This is a genomic window from Roseivivax sp. CAU 1753, assembly GCF_054482575.1.
The window spans coordinates 131156-149395 of the sequence record NZ_JBTLRF010000006.1; the positions used below are offsets into that span (position 1 = coordinate 131156).

The window sequence follows — 18240 nt, forward strand, 5'->3', positions numbered from 1 at the left end:
CGGACCTGCACCGCTACCCAAAGACGCAGACAATTCAAGGGAGCTCGCTCATGGATATGACCGGCAAGACCGTCCTTATCACCGGTGCCAGCCGCGGCATCGGCGAGGCCGCCGCGCGGCGGTTCGCCAAGGCCGGGGCGCAGGTCGCGTTGCTGGCCCGCACCGCCGACCGGATCGCGGAAATCGCGGGCGAGATCGGCGACGCCGCCATCGCCATCCCCTGCGACATTTCACGCTTCTGGGAACTGGAGGAAGCGGTCGCAAAGACCGTGCGGACCTTCGGGCAACTTGACGTGATGGTGAACAACGCCGGCGTGATCGAACCGATCGCGCATCTTGCCGATGTGGACCCCGCCGCCTGGGGCAGCGTCATCGACGTCAACCTCAAGGGCGTCTTTCACGGCATGCGCGCGGCGTTGCCGGTGATGCAGGGACAGGGCCGGGGCACGATCCTGACGATTGGATCCGGCGCGGCCCACAACCCGGTCGAGGCGTGGTCGGCCTATTGCGCCTCAAAGGCGGGGGCGCTGATGCTGACCCGCATGGCGGACAAGGAAAACCGCGACGCCGGTATCCGAGCGCTGTCGCTGTCGCCCGGCACGGTGGCGACCGAGATGCAGCGCGAGATCAAGGCCTCGGGGATCAATCCGATCAGCCAGCTTGACTGGTCCGACCACATTCCGCCCGAATGGGTCGCCGAGACGCTGCTGTGGATGTGCGGTCCCGATGCCGATGCATATCTCGGCGCCGAGGTGTCGCTGCGCGATCCGGATATCCGGCAGGCCGTGGGTGTGGCATGATCCGCGTCCAGGACGAAGGCGCGCTTCGGATCGTCACCCTTGACCGGGCGGACAAGGCCAACGCACTGACCGCCGAGATGCTGGGCGCGCTATGCGAGGCGGTCGAGGATGCGGGCGACGCGCGCTGCCTGATCCTGACCGGGGTCGGAAAGGTGTTTTCGGCAGGCGCCGATCTGGACGCCGCGAAGGCCGGACTGGCGGTTTCGCCCCTGTGGGAACGTCTGTCCGGCGCGATTGCCGCCCTGCCCGCGCTGACCATCGCGGCGCTGAATGGCTCGGCGGCCGGGGGTGCGCTGGGCATGGTCATCGCCTGCGATCTGCGCATCGCGGTGCCGGGGGCCAGGATCTTTTACCCGGTGATGAGGCTGGGCTTCCTGCCGCAGCCTTCCGATCCCGCGCGCCTGCGGGCCATCGCCGGGGCGTCACGGGCGAAACGCATCTTGATGGCAGGCGAACGGATCAGCACCAACGAGGCCGAGCGCTGGGGTCTTGTGGATCATCTGGTGGCACCGGACGCGCTGATGGACAAGGCCCGCGCGCTGGCCGAGGCCCCGCTGGCCGCAGCGCCGGACCATGTGGCGGCGATCAAGGCGCTGTGCGCGCGCCCGCTGGCCTAGGGCCGCCGGGGACAACGGCCCGCGAATGGCCTGTCGCCGGTGCGATGCGGCCCCCTTGACGTCAGGCCGGGCAGGCATCTGCCAACCTTTACCCTTGCAGACTCGGGTTGCGATCCGTATATCGCTCTCAACAGCGGCGCGGTGGGGTCCAAACCCAACGCACCACCGGATCATCGGGACGGGCCGCGCGCCCGTTTTTTTGTGTTTCAAGCAACCCGACCGACAGGACACCATGACCGACCTGATCGCCAAGACCGCCATGGACAAGCGCATTGCCGAAATCGCCACGCCGGTGATCGAGGACATGGGCTATGAGCTGGTGCGCGTGCGCCTGCAAAGCGGCAATACGCCCTTGCTGCAGATCATGGCCGAGCGTCCCGAGGGCGGCATCGACGTCGACGCCTGCGCCGAGATCTCGACCGCGCTGTCCGCCACCTTCGATGTCGAGGACCCGATTCTCGATGCCTACACGCTCGAGGTGTCGTCGCCCGGCATCGACCGCCCCCTCACCCGGCTCAAGGATTTCGAGACCTTCGAGGGATACGAGGCCAAGATCGAGACGCATGACCTCGTCGGCGGGCAGAAACGCTTCAAGGGCGTGCTGGCCGGTGTCGAGGACGGCGAGGTGCTGATCAATGTCGATGCGGGCACCATCGGCCTTCGGTTCGACTGGCTGGCGGATGCCAAGCTGGTGCTGACCGACGAGCTCATCCGCGAGATGCTCAAGGCGCGCAAGGCGCAGGGGCCCGTTGACACGAATTTCGACCAAATCGAGGCCGATGACGGCCAAACCGAGGAGCAATAACAGATGGCCATCACATCAGCCAACCAGCTGGAGCTTTTGCAGACCGCGGAGGCGGTCGCGCGGGAGAAGATGATCGACCCCGGCCTTGTCGTGGAAGCGATGGAGGAAAGCCTCGCGCGGGCCGCCAAGTCCCGCTATGGCGCCGAGATGGACATCCGCGTGAAGATCGACCGCCGCACCGGTCGGGCGACCTTTACCCGCGTGCGCACCGTCGTCGCCGATGACGAGCTCGAGAATTACCAGGCCGAGTTCACCGTCGAGCAGGCGAAGCAATACATGGCCGACCCCAAGATCGGCGACACCTTCGAAGAGGAAGTGCCCCCCGTCGAGCTGGGCCGCATCGCCGCCCAATCGGCCAAGCAGGTGATCCTGCAGAAGGTTCGCGAAGCCGAGCGGGACCGCCAGTACGAGGAATTCAAGGACCGCGCTGGCACCATCATCAACGGTGTAGTCAAGCGCGAGGAATACGGCAACGTCATCGTCGACGTGGGCCGGGGCGAAGGCATCCTGCGCCGCAACGAGAAGATCGGCCGCGAAAGCTACCGCCCGAACGACCGCATCCGCTGCTACATCAAGGATGTGCGTCGCGAAGTGCGCGGTCCGCAGATCTTCCTGTCGCGCACCGCGCCTGAGTTCATGGCCGAATTGTTCAAGATGGAAGTGCCCGAAATCTACGACGGCATCATCGAGATCAAGGCCGTGGCCCGCGATCCCGGCAGCCGCGCCAAGATCGGCGTTGTCTCCTACGACAGCTCGATCGACCCGGTCGGCGCCTGCGTCGGCATGCGCGGCAGCCGCGTGCAGGCCGTTGTGAACGAGCTTCAGGGCGAGAAGATCGACATCATTCCCTGGAACGAGGACATGCCGACCTTCCTGGTCAACGCGCTGCAACCCGCCGAGGTCTCGAAGGTGGTTCTCGACGAGGACGCCGAGCGCATCGAGGTGGTGGTCCCGGACGAGCAACTGTCGCTCGCCATCGGCCGTCGCGGTCAGAACGTGCGCCTCGCGTCGCAGCTCACCGGTCTCGATATCGACATCATGACCGAGGAAGAGGAATCCGCCCGTCGCCAGAAGGAATTCGAAGAGCGCACGCAGCTGTTCGTCGCCAATCTGGATGTGGACGAATTCTTCGCCCAGCTTCTGGTTTCGGAAGGCTTCACCAATCTCGAGGAGGTGGCCTATGTCGAGATCGACGAACTGACGGTGATCGACGGCGTCGACGAGGACACGGCACAGGAATTGCAGGCCCGGGCCCGCGACGTGCTCGAGGCGCAGGCCGCCGAAGCGCTGGAACGCGCCCGCGCGCTTGGCGTCGAGGACAGCCTTGTTGAATTCCAGGGCCTGACACCCCAGATGCTCGAGGTGCTGGCGAAGGACAACGTCAAGACGCTCGAGGATTTCGCGACCTGCGCCGACTGGGAACTGGCCGGCGGCTGGACCACGGTGGATGGTCAGCGGATCAAGGACGAAGGTCTGCTCGAACCCTTCGATGTCAGCCTCGAGGAAGCGCAGAACATGGTGATGACCGCGCGGGTCCTTCTGGGCTGGGTCGATCCGACCGAGCTTGACGCGGAGGAAGAAGACGCGGGCGACGCCGAAGAGGGCTCGCAAGAGACCGAAGAGGTGTAACCTGACGATGTCGCGCGGGGGACGCATCAAGGACCGGGACGACGGCCCCGAACGCCGCTGCATCGCCACAGGCGATTCGCAGCCGGTGTCCGGCCTGGTGCGTTTCGTGGTCGGTCCGGACGGCGAAATCGTGCCGGACATCGCCGGCAAACTGCCCGGGCGCGGCATCTGGGTCGCCGCCGATCGCGCGGCGATGGACCTGGCTGTGGCAAAAAAGCTCTTCTCGCGCGCGGCGAAGCAACAGGTGACCCTGCCCGACGGACTTTCGGACCGGGTCGAACGGATGCTGACACAGCGCGTGATCAATCTGATCAGCCTGGCACGCAAGTCAGGCAACGCTGTGTCAGGCTATGAAAAGGTGAAGGACTGGCTTCAGAAGGAAGAAGCCGAGGTTCTGATCCAGGCCGAGGATGGCTCGGAACGCGGGAAAACCAAACTTTCCACCCCCCATTTCGGCAGCTATATCGGCTGGCTCGGGGCGGCGGAATTGGGGCAGGCCTTCGGACGCGATAAAGTGATTCACGCGGCGCTCGGCGCTGGCGGTCTCACGAAACGTGTTGTAGAGGAGGCCCAACGTCTTAAGGGCATGCGCGCTGATACGATGGTGCGCGATGCGGCGGCAGGGGTCGCCGGAAAGGATAAGAGAGCTTCATGAGCGATAACGACGACAAGAAGACCTTGGGTGTACGCGGCGGTCCCCGGTCGGGATCTGTGAAGCAGAGCTTCAGCCACGGGCGGACCAAGAATGTCGTGGTAGAGACCAAGCGCAAGCGCGTTGTGGTCCCCAAGGCCGGTGCCGGTGGCGCAGCGCGGGCCGGGGTCGATGACGGCGCAGGTGCCGCGCAGCGTGCTGCGGCCCAGGCCTCGGCCAAGCGCCCGGCAGGTATTTCCGACGCGGAGATGGAGCGTCGACTGAAGGCGCTGCAGGCCGCCAAGGCCCGCGAAGCGGGCGAGACCGCCAAGCGCGAGGCCGAGGAAAAGGCCCGCGCCGAAGAGCGCGACCGCATGCGCGCCGAAAAGGAACAGAAAGAGCGCGAACAGCGCGAAGCCGAGGAAAAGGCACGCCAGAAGGCCGCGGACGAGGAGCGCAAGAAGCGCGAGTCCGAAGAGGCCGAACTGCGCGCCAAGGCAGCCCCCGTGGATGCCGAACCGGGGGCCGAGGCCGCTGGCGGTCCGCGCGGCGGCGGCAAGGCCGCGCCGACGCAGGCGCGCAAGACCGATCGGGAACGCAGCGGCGAAGACCGCAACCGCGCGCCCAAGTCGAAGGATGGCGGACGCCGCTCCGGCAAGCTGACGCTGAACCAGGCCCTGTCCGGTGGCGAAGGTGGCCGACAGAAATCCATGGCCGCGATGAAGCGCAAGCAGGAGCGTGCGCGTCAGAAGGCGATGGGCGGACCGGTGAACCGCGAAAAGGTCGTGCGCGTCGTGCAACTGCCCGAATCGATCACCGTGGCCGAACTGGCCAACCGGATGGCAGAGCGCGTGGCCGACGTCGTCAAGTCGCTGATGAACAGCGGCATCATGGCGACGCAGAACCAGGCAATCGACCAGGACACCGCCGAGCTGATCATCGAAGAGTTCGGCCACAAGGTCACCCGGGTCTCGGATTCGGACGTGGAGCAGGTCATCTTCCAGACCGAGGACGACCCCGAGGAATTGCAAGACCGTGCGCCGATCGTCACGGTCATGGGTCACGTCGACCACGGCAAGACCTCGCTGCTGGATGCGATCCGCAAGACCAAGGTCACCCAGGGCGAGGCCGGTGGCATCACCCAGCATATCGGGGCCTACCAGGTCACGACAGACAGCGGCTCCTTGCTGACCTTCCTCGACACGCCGGGCCACGCCGCCTTCACGTCCATGCGCTCGCGCGGGGCACAGGTGACGGATATCGTCGTGCTGGTCGTCGCCGCCGATGATGCGGTCATGCCGCAGACCATCGAGGCGATCCATCACGCCAAGGCCGCCGGTGTGCCGATGATCGTGGCGATCAACAAGATCGACAAGCACGAGGCGAACCCCACCAAGGTCCGCACCGATCTTCTGCAGCACGAGGTCATCGTCGAAGAAATGTCGGGCGATGTGCAGGACGTCGAGGTTTCGGCCGTGACCGGCCAGGGCATCGACCAGCTGCTCGAGGCGATCGCGCTGCAATCCGAGATCCTCGAACTGAAGGCCAACCCCGATCGCGCCGCGATGGGTGCGGTGATCGAGGCGCAGCTCGATGTGGGTCGCGGCCCGGTCGCGACGGTGCTGGTGCAGAACGGCACCCTGCGCCAGGGCGATATCTTCGTCGTCGGCGAACAGTGGGGCAAGGTCCGCGCCATGGAGAACGACCGTGGCGAACGCGTGAAGGAAGCCGGTCCCTCGGTTCCGGTCGAAGTTCTGGGTCTCAATGGCACGCCCGAGGCAGGCGACGTTCTCAACGTCGTCGAGACCGAAGCGCAGGCCCGTGAGATCGCCGAGTATCGCCAGCAGGTCTCGAAGGACAAGCGCGCGGCGGCCGGTGCGGCGACGACGCTCGAGTCGCTGATGCAGCAGGCCAAGGACAACGAAAGCATCTCCGAACTGCCGGTGCTGATGAAGGCCGATGTGCAGGGTTCTGCCGAGGCCATCGTCCAGGCGCTCGAAAAGGTCGGCAACGACGAGGTCCGCGTGCGGGTTCTGCATTACGGTGTCGGTGCCATCACCGAAACCGATGTCGGCCTTGCGGAAGCCTCGAACGCGCCGATCCTGGGCTTCAACGTCCGCGCCAATGCCTCGGCCCGGAACGCGGCCAACCAGAAGGGCGTGGAGCTGCGCTACTACAGCGTCATCTACGACCTCGTGGACGATGTGAAGGCGGCGGCCTCGGGCCTGCTGTCGAACGAAATCCGCGAGAACTTCATCGGTTACGCCGAGATCAAGGACACCTTCCGCGTCTCGGGCGTCGGTACGGTTGCCGGTTGTCTGGTGACCGAAGGCGTGGCGCGCCGCTCTGCCGGTGTGCGCCTTCTGCGCGACGACGTGGTGATCCACGAAGGCACGCTGAAAACGCTCAAGCGCTTCAAGGACGAAGTGCCGGAAGTGCAGTCCGGTCAGGAATGCGGCATGGCGTTCGAGAATTACGACGACATCCGCAAGGGCGACGTGATCGAGATCTTCACCCGCGAAGAGGTCGAGCGCTCGCTCACCTGATCCGGAGCATTCCGCGACATGAACAGGGGCGGTCCTTCGTGGCCGCCCTTTTCCGTTGCCGCCCAAGCGTTCAGATGCGGCGGCCCGCCCCGGAGCTGATCCGTGGCCTCACGGGCCGGCGCGTCGGGAGGTCCCGGTTCAAGACCGGGACAGCAAACGGTCGGACCTGCGCTTTTACAGCCAGTCGCGCAGGATCGGGATGATCGGCACGTCGGCGGGCGGCATCGGGTAGCGCGACAGGTCCTTCGCATGCACCCATTTCAGCGTTTGTCCTTCGCGCGGCTGCGGAATGCCGTCCCATTTCCGACAGGCGAAAAGCGGCATCAGCAGATGAAAATCGTCATAGCTGTGCGATGCGAATGTCAGCGGTGCCAAGCAGGACGACCAGGTGTCGATGCCCAGTTCCTCGGCCAGTTCCCGGATCAACGCCGCCTCGGGTGTCTCGCCCGCCTCGACCTTGCCGCCCGGAAATTCCCAGAGCCCCGCCATCGACTTGCCGTCGGGCCGCTGCGCCAGAAGCACCCGGCCATCGATGTCGATCAGGGCCACGGCAGAGACGAGAACGGTTTTCATGGGCAAAGCTCCGGGCGTGCATGATGCCCGGCGTCATGCGACAGCAGGCAGGCGGACGCAAGTCCCGCCCCGCCCCGGGCCGTCAGACCGAGATTGCCTTCACCGCGACATCGCGCTGCATCTCACCCCAGCGCCGACCGATCAGCGTGGCCAGACGCCCCGCCGCATCGAGCGGCACGGCATGACCGCACTGCGTCCATACCTCGACCCGCGCCTTTGGCAGATGTGCCGAGACATAGGCGCGGAACGCATCCGGGGGCGTCGTGAAATCCGCGGCACCGATCACAAAGGTGATCCGGTCCTCGTGCCGCGCCAGCGCCGGGTCGGACCAGAACGATTGCGCAATCGCCCGGAAGCTGCGCAACCGCTTGATTTGCCGCCTGCTTCCCAGCAATTGCAGCATTTGCGACTTGGCATGATCGAGGAATTCGGCCTCGTTCGGGATTTCCCCGTGCCGCACGTATAATTCCGTGACCCAGGCACCCACCAGCGCCTTGCGCAGCGGCACCATTCCGGTCGAAAAGTCGAAGGACGGCGCGGTCAGGATGACCTGGTCGTGGGGACCGGCCGCATGCAGTGCCACACCGCAACCGATAGAGTTTCCGACCCGGACCGAAGCCACTGGGGACGGCGCGCCGTAGCGCTCCAGTATCTCGGGGTAATCGACGTCGAGAAACGGCATGTCCGGCGCGGAAACGGTGCCGATCGCGTCCGGCAGCTGCGATCTTGCCGTCGCGAAGTGGCGGTGGTCCCCGACCAGGCCATGATAAAACGAAACCATAACAATACACTCACGATCAAAAACCTGAGCGTAGAACGTGCGATTTGCGGCCACAAGTCGCGTATTCCTGACCCTCCGCCGGACCTGGCCCGGCCGTAGCTCCGGCACGACCTCGCCCGCCCCAGAGGGCCGACGCGGGCCGAATGCATGGATGCGCGTCGCGGTGTTGTGGCCTAGCCGTCCTGCCGGATTGTCGCGTTTGACGGATCGTAGGGGCTGTCCTCGGTGATGACCGCATCCCAAAGCCGGTCGAACATCTTGACCTTCAAGGCCTGGCCGACGACTGCCACGTCGGGTTTGACGTAGCCCATGCCGATGGACTTGCCGAACGCCACCGAATAGCCGCCCGAGGTCAGCCGCCCGACGCGGGTGCCATCCGCCAGATACAGCGCCTCGCGCCCCCAGGGATCGGCATCGTCGGGCCCGTCGATCAGAACCGTCACGCATTTCGAGCGGATACCGTGGGCCGCCATCTCGGCCTTGCCGTGGAAGTCCTTCGACAGATCGACAAAGCGCGGCAGATCGGCTTCGAGCGGGGTGGCATCGCGGCCAAGCTCGTTGCCGAAGGCGCGATAGGACTTTTCCTGCCGCAGCCAGTTCTGCGCGCGCGCGCCGACCAGCTTCATGCCACTGGGTTCCCCCGCCGTCATGAGCTGGTCCCACAGGTAATTCTGCATCTCGATCGGGTGGTGCAATTCCCAGCCCAATTCGCCGGTATAGGCGACACGGATCGCCATGGTGGGGCACATCTTCAGCTCGATTTGGCGCATGGACAGCCACGGAAACCGCTTGTTCGACAGCACCGTGCCAGGATCGGCATCGCGCACCAGGCGGTTCAGGACCTCTCGGGATTTCGGGCCGGCGATGGCGAAGACACCGTATTGGTTGGTGACGTCCGACAAATACATCGGTCCGAATTCGGGCACCTTGTCATTCACCGCCTTGGCGATGAAGTCGCTGTCATAGGCCTGCCATGCGCCCGCGCTGACCAGGTAGTACTCATCCTCGGCCAGACGCACGATGGTGTATTCGGTGCGCGTGGTCCCGGCAGCGGTCAGCGCGTAGGTCAGGTTGATCCGGCCGACCTTCGGCAGTCTGTTGCAGGTGAACCAGTCGAGAAACGCGGTGGCCCCCGGTCCGCGCAGGGTGTGCTTGGTAAAGGCGGTGGCGTCGATCAGGCCAACGCCTTCGCGGATCGCGCGCGCCTCGTCGACCGCGTGTTGCCACCAGCCGCCACGACGGAAGCTGCGGGCGTCGTGGTCGAAACTGTCGGGGGCATCCAGCGGGCCGTAATAATTCGGGCGCTCCCAGCCGTTGACGCAACCGAACTGCGCGCCCAGCGCCTTTTGCCGGTCATAGGCCGGGCCGGTGCGCAGGGGACGCGCGGCGGGGCGTTCCTCGTCGGGGTGGTGCAGGATGTAGACGTGCTCATACGCCTCTTCGTTCTTGGCCACGGCATAATCGGTGGTGATCCAGCGTCCGAAGCGTCGGGGATCGAGTGACGCCATGTCGATCTCGGCCTCGCCTGCGACCATGAGCTGCGCGAGGTAATGCCCGGCCCCGCCCGCGGCGGTGATCCCGAACGAGAACCCCTCGGCGAGCCACATGTTGCGCAGGCCGGGTGCCGGGCCGATCAGCGGGTTGCCGTCGGGCGTGTAGCAGATCGGCCCGTTGAAATCGTCCTTGAGGCCGACCTCTTCCGAGGACGGGATGCGGTGGATCATCGACATGTATTCCTCTTCGATCCGCTCCAGATCGAGCGGGAAGAGGTCGGCGCGGAAGCTGTCGGGCACGCCATAGGCGAAGCGCGCTGGCGCGTTGCGTTCATAGGGGCCAAGAATCCAGCCGCCGCGTTCCTCGCGCACGTACCACTTGGCATCCGCATCGCGCAGCACCGGATGCTCGCCATGGGTCTTGCGATATTCGACCAGCTTGGGGTCGGGTTCGGTGACGATGAACTGATGCTCGACCGGGATCGCGGGCACCTTGATGCCCAGCAGACGCGCCGTGCGCTGCGCGTGGTTGCCGGTGGCGGTGACCACATGTTCCGCATGGATCACGGTCTGCTCGTCCGAGGGCACGAGGTTGCCGCCCTTCTCGACCATCTTTGTGACGGTGACGTCCCAGTGATCGCCGGTCCAGTGATAGCCATCGACCTGCCACTTGCGCTCGATCGTGACACCGCGTTGCCGCGCGCCCTTGGCCATCGCCATGGTGACATCGGCGGGGTTTATGTAGCCGTCCGTCGGATGGTAGATCGCGCCCTTCAGATCCTCGGTGCGCACCAGCGGCCAGCGATCCCTGATCTGGGCGGGGGTCATCCATTCGTAAGGCACGCCGCAGGTCTCGGCGGTGGTGGCATAGACCATGTATTCGTCCATGCGCGCTTGCGTCTGCGCCATGCGCAGGTTGCCGACGACGGAAAAGCCCGCGTTCAGGCCGGTCTCGTCCTCGAGCTTCTTGTAGAACTTGATCGAGTAGTCGTGGATATGGGTCGTGGCGAAGGACATGTTGAAATAGGGCAAAAGGCCCGCCGCATGCCAGGTGCTGCCGCTCGTCAGTTCGTCGCGCTCCAGCAGCATCACGTCGTCCCAGCCGTGCCGCGCCAGGTGATAGGCAATCGAGGTGCCGACCGCACCGCCGCCGACCACGAGAGCTTTTACATGCGTTTTCATGAAGCCGACCTTCCCTGTCCGTTTCCACCCTCGTAGCGCGGGACGGCAGCGGGCTGTTCATGCCTGCCGACACGTCGCGGCAGGAAAGCGACATACACGGGATCAGGGGCGCGCCAGCGCGGTGTTCGGGGGGCCGAACGGCCAGGCGCCGGGCCGTGTCGGACCGTCAGTTTCCGCTTTGCGGTACCAGGATGCGCCGCGCGCCGGTCCGGTCCAGTCCGCCGAGGCCAGGGGTCTGCCCGGACGCCATCGACACATCCGAGGCGATCACGGTCGCGCCCGAACCGGTCCCGTCGCCGATCAGCGCGGACAGGCCCAGCACACCGCCGCTGACCTCATCGAGAGCGGCAAGCTGATCCTGCAGGTCGATGCCGTATTTTTCCTGGGCATAGCGCTGGAACGCCATGTTCGCCCCGACACCGAGGGCGGCCATCATCATCCAGGAGAACGCCATCTGGCGCAATCGGCGCACCGCGTAGTCGCGAAACCACCCGCGCTGAGCCTGCGCTTTCTTCTGCACGCCAGCCGGGCGGAAAACTTCGTTCAATGCTCGTTCAGACATCGCAGAGATCACCTTTGTCGGCCCCGATGACCAGACTTGCGCGCGATTCAGGCGGGAACACGGCGGCGACGTGAAGAAATGACGAATCCCGTTCCGCAACGCCGTTCCCGCCTGTCGTCGCCCGAGGGCATTTTCGGCAGTCGTCCCCGGATCGCTGCGCGGATGCGCCCGACTGTGGTAGAATGACGCATTTTCAGACCTGTTGTTGGAGAAATTTCATGGCCAAGCTGAACCTTCTCGATGCTGCCGAGCTGATCCGCGATGCCTATGCCAATAATCTGGGCGACCGGCTGCACACCACCATCGACATCCGCGGCGTGCAGGCGTTCTACCTCAAGGACCGCACGCTGGTCATTCCTGGCACCAACGAGTTCTCGGACTGGTTCGACTACAACCTACGCTTCGGGCATTACGACACCCCCGGGCATGGCTTCGACGTGGTGCCCGGCGACAGCGGCACGCTCTGGCACGCCGGGTTCCTGGCGCATGCGCAGATCGTCTATACCTTCGCCAAGGGGCTGCGTCCGAAATTCATCGTCGGTCACAGCCTCGGGGCCGCGTCGGCGCAGATCGTCGGAGCGTCGCTGGCCAAGCCCACGATTGCCTTCGCCTCGCCCAAGACCTGCCAGTCGCGGCAACGGATGCCGGGCGAGGGATGGGTCGTCAATATCTGCCGGATCGACGACACGGTCTGTCACGTTCCGCCCGCATTTCTGGGCTTTCGAACCATTGGCAGCCATTACTGGCTAACCCCGACCGAGGCCGACCCGGGCGAACAGCACCGCATCGAGAACTACACCGAACTGCTGTCCCAGGCGCGGGTGAAAAGCCGGGTTCCGACCAGTTGGCCACGTTAAGGTCGATGCGGCAGATTCACGCTGATCGACCGCAGACGCACCCTTTCGCACGCGCCGAGAGGGACCTATAAGTGGCACGCTCGGCCCTGCGGGGAGTCGCGGGCCGATGACGCTTTAGGGGAACGAATTCATGTTTGGTTTGGACAAGCTGCTGGGCGCCTTTTCGGCGGACATGGCCATTGACCTCGGGACCGCGAATACGCTGGTCTACGTCAAGGGCCGCGGCGTGGTGCTCGCAGAGCCGTCCGTTGTTGCATATCACGTCAAGGATGGCGTGAAGAAGGTTTTGGCCGTCGGCGAGGACGCCAAGCTGATGCTGGGCCGAACGCCCGGCTCGATCGAGGCGATCCGCCCGATGCGCGAAGGGGTGATCGCAGATTTCGACACCGCCGAAGCGATGATCAAGCACTTCATCCGCAAGGTTCACCGGCGCTCGATGTTCTCGAAGCCGAAGATCATCGTCTGCGTGCCGCATGGCGCGACACCGGTCGAGAAACGCGCGATCCGCACCTCGGTTCTGTCGGCAGGCGCGCGCAAGGCGGGCCTGATCGCGGAACCCATCGCGGCGGCCATCGGCGCGGGCATGCCGATCACCGATCCGACCGGCAACATGGTCGTCGATATCGGCGGCGGCACCACGGAAGTCGCGATCCTGTCGCTGGGCGACATCGTCTATGCGCGCTCTGTCCGGGTCGGCGGCGACCGCATGGACGAGGCAATCATCAACTACCTGCGACGCCAGCAGAACCTTCTGATCGGCGAATCGACCGCCGAGCGGATCAAGACCACCATCGGAACCGCCCGGATGCCCGATGACGGGCGCGGCACATCGTTGCAGATCCGCGGTCGCGATCTTTTGAACGGTGTGCCGAAAGAGACCGAGATCAGCCAGGCGCAGGTTGCCGAGGCGCTGTCAGAGCCGGTGCAGGCCATCTGCGAGGCGGTGATGACCGCGCTCGAAGCGACACCGCCGGACCTGGCCGCAGACATCGTCGATCGCGGTGTCATGCTGACCGGAGGCGGTGCGCTTCTGGGCGATCTGGACCTCGCGCTGCGCGAACAGACCGGGCTTGCCGTGTCCATTGCGGACGAAAGCCTGAGCTGCGTGGCACTGGGCACCGGCAAGGCGCTGGAATACGAAAAACAGCTGCGCCACGCGATTGACTACGACAGCTGATCTGACGACCCTCGTACCGGAGGGAGACCTGGATGCCACGGGATCGCGCCGGAAGCGATGACTATACCGGCCCGCTGAAGCGTCTGCTTCTGGCGGTGCTGGTCTTGTGTCTGCTGACGATCTTTCTGGTCTGGCGGATCGATTCGCCGCGCGTCGAACGATTTCGCGCGCAGGTGATCGACGCCGTCGTGCCCAGCTTTTCCTGGGCCATGGCGCCGGTCACCGCCGTGGTGAACCTGGCGGGCGACTTTCGCAGCTACCAGCAGATCTACGAACAGAACCAGGAGTTGCGGCGCGAGTTGCGGCAGATGACCGCCTGGAAAGAGGCGGCGTTGCAGCTTGAGCAGGAAAACGCCCGGTTACGCGACCTCAACAACGTGCAGCTCGACCCCAAGCTGACCTACATCACCGGTGTGGTGCTGGCCGATGCCGGATCGCCCTTCCGCCAGACGGTGCTGATCAATGTCGGCTCGCGCGACGGTATTGTTGACGGCTGGGCAACAATCGACGGGATCGGGCTTGTGGGTCGCATCTCGGGCGTCGGGGCCAATACCAGCCGGGTGATCCTGCTGACCGATGCGACAAGCCGCATCCCGGCGGTGATCCAGCCGTCGGGGCAACGGGCGCTGATCACCGGGGACAATACTTCGGCACCGCCGATCGACTTTCTGGAAAACCCCGATCTGGTGCGCCCCGGCGACCGGATCGTGACATCCGGCGACGGCAAGGTCTTCCCGCCGGGTCTGCTGGTCGGGCAGGTGGCGGAAGACCCGGGCGGGCGACTGCGGGTGCGGCTGTCGGCGGATTACGAACGGCTCGAGTTTCTGCGCGTGCTGCGCGATCACGGGGCGCGGCAGGTCACGCAACCCTCGGCGCTGATCGCGCCCGATCCGCGCGACGGTGACGCCGCGGGCGCCGACGGCACCGACGGCACGGATATCGCCGCGCCCGATGGCCCCGAGGTCGGGCAATGATCGACGGCACTTACCTGAAGATCCTGCTCATGCGGCTCTGCCTCGTGGCGCTGGCCGTCGCGGTGATTTTCTTCAAGCTCCTGCCACTGCACCACCTGCCCGCCCGCCTTGCCGGGCCGGACATCATCACGCTTCTGATCTTCGCCTGGGCACTGCGAAAACCCGAATATGTCCCGGCCTGGCTGATCGCGGCGGTTGCGCTGACGGCGGATTTCATCTTTCAGCGCCCCCCCGGTCTCTGGGCCGCGCTGACCGTCATGTTCGCCGAGGGCCTGAAAAGCGGTGAGCGACGGCAACGCGAGACCAACTTCATGATGGAGTGGCTGAGTGTCGCGGTCAGCCTCGGCGCGATGACGCTGATCTACCAATTTGCCAAGGTCGTGCTTATTATCGAACCTGTGGGCTGGGTGCTGGCAATCTCGTCCGCCGTGACCTCGGTACTGGTCTATCCGGCTGTCGTCGTGGTCACCCGGCTGTTCGGAGTGGCCCGTTCGGCCCCCGGAGACAGCGATCGATTGGGACTTGGCATATGAAACGCACGTCGAAAGAACTGTCCGACAGCTACGCCCGGGTGTCACGACGCGGCATGATCCTGGGCGGGTTGCAGCTGGGATTTGCCGGACTTCTGGGCCTGCGCATGCGTTACATGCAGGTCGATCAGGCCGACGAATTCCGCCTTCTGGCCGAAGAGAACCGCATCAACCTGCGCCTGATCCCGCCGTCGCGCGGGCAGATCTTCGACCGCAACGGGCGCCTCATCGCCGCCAACGAACCCGCCTACCGCATCACCATGGTGCGCGAGGAAGCCGAGGACGTGGACGCCGTGATCGCGCGTCTGGCCACCCTGGTCGACCTCGACCCCGCCGATATCGAACGCGCCAAAGCCGAGATGGCCCGCTCGGCCCCCTTCCTTCCGGTCACCGTCGCGGACCGCGTTACCTGGGATGCCGTCAGCCGCGTCGCCGTGAACGCGCCCGCCCTGCCCGGCGTGTCGCCCGAGGTCGGCCTGAGCCGGTTCTACCCCGACCGCGAAACCTTCGCCCATGCGGTCGGCTATGTCGGCCCGGTCTCCGAGCGCGATCTGGCCCGCTACGAAGACCCCGAGCCAGTGCTGCGCATCCCGCGTTTCCAGATCGGCAAGGTCGGCGTCGAGCGCAATTACGAAGAAACCCTGCGCGGCCGTGCCGGGGCCAAGCGCGTCGAGGTCAACGCCGTCGGGCGCGTCATGCGCGAACTGGACCGCCGCGAAGGCGAGGCGGGGTCAGACGTGCAACTGACCCTCGACAGCGAGTTGCAGAACTACGTGCAGGCGCGGCTTGGCGAACAAAGCGCCTCGGTCGTGGTCATGGATCTCGAACACGGCGACCTGCTGGCCATCGTGTCGTCGCCGTCCTACGACCCCAACAAGTTCGTGCGCGGCATCTCGGTGTCCGACTACGCCATCTACCGCGAAAACGAACGGCGCCCGCTGGCCTCGAAGACGGTGCAGGACGCCTATCCCCCCGGCTCGACCTTCAAGATGATCACCGCGCTCGCGGCCATGGATGCAGGCATCGTGTCGCCCAGCGAAACGGTCTGGTGCCCCGGCCATCTCAAGGTTGGCGGGCGGAGGTTCCACTGCTGGAAGCGCGCGGGTCACGGCCATATGAACCTGGAACTGTCGCTGCGCGAAAGCTGCGATGTGTTCTACTACGACCTGGCGCTGAAAGTCGGCATCGAGAAGATCGCCGAAACCGCCCGCCGCATGGGTCTGGGCGAAATTCACGACATCCCGATGTCGGCGGTGACCGCCGGGCTGATCCCCGACAAGGCGTGGAAACAGCGCAATCGCGGCGCAAGCTGGGTGATCGGCGATACCGTCAACTCGTCCATCGGGCAGGGCTTCGTGCTGACATCGCCGCTGCAGCAGACGGTGATGGCGGCGCGACTGGCGACCGGTCGGGCGATATCGCCGCGCCTGGTGAAATCGATCGACGGCATCGAGACGGCCCGCGATCCGGGCGCACCGATGGGCTTCAACGAAAACCACCTGCTGCAGCTGCGCCGCGCGATGTTCGCGGTGTCGAACAACCGGCGCGGCACGGCCTACCGGTCGCGCATCATCGACGATACCAAGCGGATGGCGGGCAAGACCGGCACCAGCCAGGTCCGCAACATCACCGCCGCCGAACGCGCCCGCGGCGTGACCCGCAACGAGGACCTGCCCTGGAAACGGCGGGACCACGCGCTGTTCGTCAACTTCGCCCCCTACGAGACCCCGCAGATCGCCGTATCGGTCGTGGTCGAACACGGTGGCGGCGGCTCGACGGCGGCGGCGCCGATCGCCCGCGACGTGACCCTGCAGGCGCTGTTCAAGGGCGATCCCCCGCTCGAGGCCTATCCGACCAAGGACCGCGAGCGCATCCGCGAACAGCAGGAACGCCTGGCGCAGGTCCGTGAACAGCGTCTCAGGGACGGGCAGAGCCGCGCATGAGTTACCTCGAATACACCGTCAAGACCGTCCCTTCGGGCTGGCGCAAGATCTTCTACCTGAACTGGCCGATCATCGTGCTGCTGACAGCGGTGGCGGGGGTCGGCTTCCTGATGCTCTACTCGGTCGCGGGCGGCACCCTGTCGCCTTGGGCCGAACCGCAGATGAAACGCTACGTGCTGGGCCTGGCGGCGATGTTCATGGTGGCGCTGGTGCCGATCTGGTTCTGGCGCAACATGGCCTTCGTGATCTACCTGGTCGCGCTCGGCCTTCTGGTCGCGGTCGAGTTCGTGGGCTCGGTCGGCATGGGTGCGCAGCGCTGGATCGATCTGGGGTTCATGCGGCTGCAACCCTCCGAGCTGATGAAGATCGCGCTGGTGATGGCGCTGGCGGCCTATTACGACTGGCTGCCGCTCAGGCGCACCTCGAACCCGTTCTACGTGCTGTTGCCCATCGCGCTGATCATAGTGCCGACATTCCTGGTGATCGCGCAGCCCGATCTCGGCACCGCGATCCTGCTGGTCACGGCGGGCGGGTTGATGATGTTCCTCGCGGGGGTGCACTGGGCCTATTTCGGCATTGTCATCGCCGCGGGCGCGGGTGGTATCTCGGCGGTGTTCAAAAGCCGTGGCACCGATTGGCAACTGTTGAAGGACTACCAGTTCCGCCGGATCGACACCTTCCTCGACCCCAGTTCGGACCCCTTGGGCGCGGGCTATCACATCACCCAGGCCAAGATCGCCATGGGCTCGGGTGGCTGGACCGGCCGCGGTTTCATGCAGGGCACGCAATCGCGCCTGAACTTCCTGCCCGAGAAACATACCGACTTCATCTTCAATACCCTGGCCGAGGAATTCGGCTTCGTCGGGGGCGTGTCGCTGCTGGCGCTCTATGTGCTGATCCTGGTGTTCTGCATCATCGCGGCGCTGCAGAACAAGGACCGCTTCTCGTCGCTGCTGATCCTCGGTGTCGGCCTCACCTTCTTTCTGTTCTTCGCGGTGAACATGTCGATGGTGATGGGCCTCGCACCCGTGGTCGGCGTGCCGCTCCCCCTCGTGAGCTATGGTGGCTCTGCCATGCTTGTGCTGATGATCGCGTTCGGGCTGGTTCAGTCCGCCCATATCCACCGCCCGAGGTAAGCCC

At 65.3% G+C, this 18240-nt stretch carries 16 protein-coding genes; 12 read left to right on the plus strand and 4 right to left on the minus strand.

Annotated elements, in window-relative coordinates; translation table 11 throughout:
- Nucleotides 1–50 precede the first annotated feature (50 nt).
- From ACXYMN_RS13880 to infB, 6 genes are all read left to right on the plus strand, one after another.
- Complete coding sequence (locus ACXYMN_RS13880) at nucleotides 51–800, plus strand: SDR family oxidoreductase (RefSeq protein ID WP_459014310.1); 750 nt, start codon at nucleotides 51–53, stop codon at nucleotides 798–800.
- Complete coding sequence (locus tag ACXYMN_RS13885) at nucleotides 797–1417, plus strand: enoyl-CoA hydratase/isomerase family protein (RefSeq protein ID WP_459014311.1); 621 nt, start codon at nucleotides 797–799, stop codon at nucleotides 1415–1417. Before ACXYMN_RS13880 ends, ACXYMN_RS13885 begins: the two co-directional genes overlap by 4 nt.
- Nucleotides 1418–1649: 232 nt before the next feature.
- Entirely contained in the window at nucleotides 1650–2222 is a 573-nt protein-coding gene (gene rimP / locus ACXYMN_RS13890) for a ribosome maturation factor RimP (protein ID WP_459014312.1), read from the plus strand.
- Between the two features lie 3 nt (nucleotides 2223–2225).
- Nucleotides 2226–3851, plus strand: a complete 1626-nt coding sequence (nusA, locus tag ACXYMN_RS13895) for a transcription termination factor NusA (RefSeq protein ID WP_459014313.1) — start codon at nucleotides 2226–2228, stop codon at nucleotides 3849–3851.
- Between the two features lie 7 nt (nucleotides 3852–3858).
- The gene (locus tag ACXYMN_RS13900; protein ID WP_459014314.1) at nucleotides 3859–4506 is read left to right on the plus strand and encodes an RNA-binding protein; all 648 of its coding nucleotides are present in this window, start codon (nucleotides 3859–3861) and stop codon (nucleotides 4504–4506) included.
- Entirely contained in the window at nucleotides 4503–7028 is a 2526-nt protein-coding gene (gene infB, locus ACXYMN_RS13905; RefSeq protein WP_459014315.1) for a translation initiation factor IF-2, read from the plus strand. The genes ACXYMN_RS13900 and infB overlap by 4 nt, the downstream gene beginning before the upstream one ends.
- Nucleotides 7029–7202: 174 nt before the next feature.
- Here infB and mutT read toward each other — a convergent pair whose 3' ends face one another.
- The 4 genes from mutT to ACXYMN_RS13925 form a co-directional block, all read right to left on the minus strand.
- Nucleotides 7203–7601 carry an 8-oxo-dGTP diphosphatase MutT gene (gene mutT, locus ACXYMN_RS13910; RefSeq protein ID WP_459014316.1) on the minus strand — a complete coding sequence of 133 codons (399 nt, stop codon included), beginning with the start codon at nucleotides 7599–7601 and terminating at the stop codon, nucleotides 7203–7205.
- Nucleotides 7602–7683: 82 nt separating this feature from the next.
- On the minus strand, nucleotides 7684–8382 hold the full coding sequence (locus ACXYMN_RS13915) for an alpha/beta fold hydrolase (protein WP_459014317.1): 699 nt from the start codon (nucleotides 8380–8382) through the stop codon (nucleotides 7684–7686).
- A gap of 173 nt (nucleotides 8383–8555) precedes the next feature.
- Nucleotides 8556–11057 (minus strand): GcvT family protein, encoded by a 2502-nt coding sequence (locus ACXYMN_RS13920; protein WP_459014318.1) that lies wholly within the window; start codon nucleotides 11055–11057, stop codon nucleotides 8556–8558.
- Between the two features lie 166 nt (nucleotides 11058–11223).
- Nucleotides 11224–11619, minus strand: a complete 396-nt coding sequence (locus ACXYMN_RS13925) for a hypothetical protein (RefSeq protein ID WP_459014319.1) — start codon at nucleotides 11617–11619, stop codon at nucleotides 11224–11226.
- Between the two features lie 218 nt (nucleotides 11620–11837).
- On the opposite strand from ACXYMN_RS13925, the gene ACXYMN_RS13930 reads away from it, so the two are divergent.
- From ACXYMN_RS13930 to rodA, 6 genes are all read left to right on the plus strand, one after another.
- The gene (locus ACXYMN_RS13930; RefSeq protein WP_459014320.1) at nucleotides 11838–12476 is read left to right on the plus strand and encodes an alpha/beta hydrolase family protein; all 639 of its coding nucleotides are present in this window, start codon (nucleotides 11838–11840) and stop codon (nucleotides 12474–12476) included.
- A 130-nt stretch (nucleotides 12477–12606) separates the two neighbouring features.
- The gene (locus tag ACXYMN_RS13935; protein WP_459014321.1) at nucleotides 12607–13653 is read left to right on the plus strand and encodes a rod shape-determining protein; all 1047 of its coding nucleotides are present in this window, start codon (nucleotides 12607–12609) and stop codon (nucleotides 13651–13653) included.
- A gap of 32 nt (nucleotides 13654–13685) precedes the next feature.
- A complete protein-coding gene (gene mreC, locus ACXYMN_RS13940; protein WP_459014322.1) occupies nucleotides 13686–14627 on the plus strand; it encodes a rod shape-determining protein MreC in 942 nt (313 codons plus the stop codon).
- Nucleotides 14624–15160: a rod shape-determining protein MreD gene (locus ACXYMN_RS13945; protein WP_459014323.1), complete on the plus strand. Its 537-nt coding sequence runs from the start codon at nucleotides 14624–14626 to the stop codon at nucleotides 15158–15160. The genes mreC and ACXYMN_RS13945 overlap by 4 nt, the downstream gene beginning before the upstream one ends.
- Nucleotides 15157–17100 carry a penicillin-binding protein 2 gene (gene mrdA, locus ACXYMN_RS13950; protein ID WP_459014324.1) on the plus strand — a complete coding sequence of 648 codons (1944 nt, stop codon included), beginning with the start codon at nucleotides 15157–15159 and terminating at the stop codon, nucleotides 17098–17100. The genes ACXYMN_RS13945 and mrdA overlap by 4 nt, the downstream gene beginning before the upstream one ends.
- Complete coding sequence (gene rodA / locus ACXYMN_RS13955) at nucleotides 17097–18236, plus strand: rod shape-determining protein RodA (RefSeq protein ID WP_459014325.1); 1140 nt, start codon at nucleotides 17097–17099, stop codon at nucleotides 18234–18236. The genes mrdA and rodA overlap by 4 nt, the downstream gene beginning before the upstream one ends.
- Nucleotides 18237–18240 lie beyond the last annotated feature (4 nt).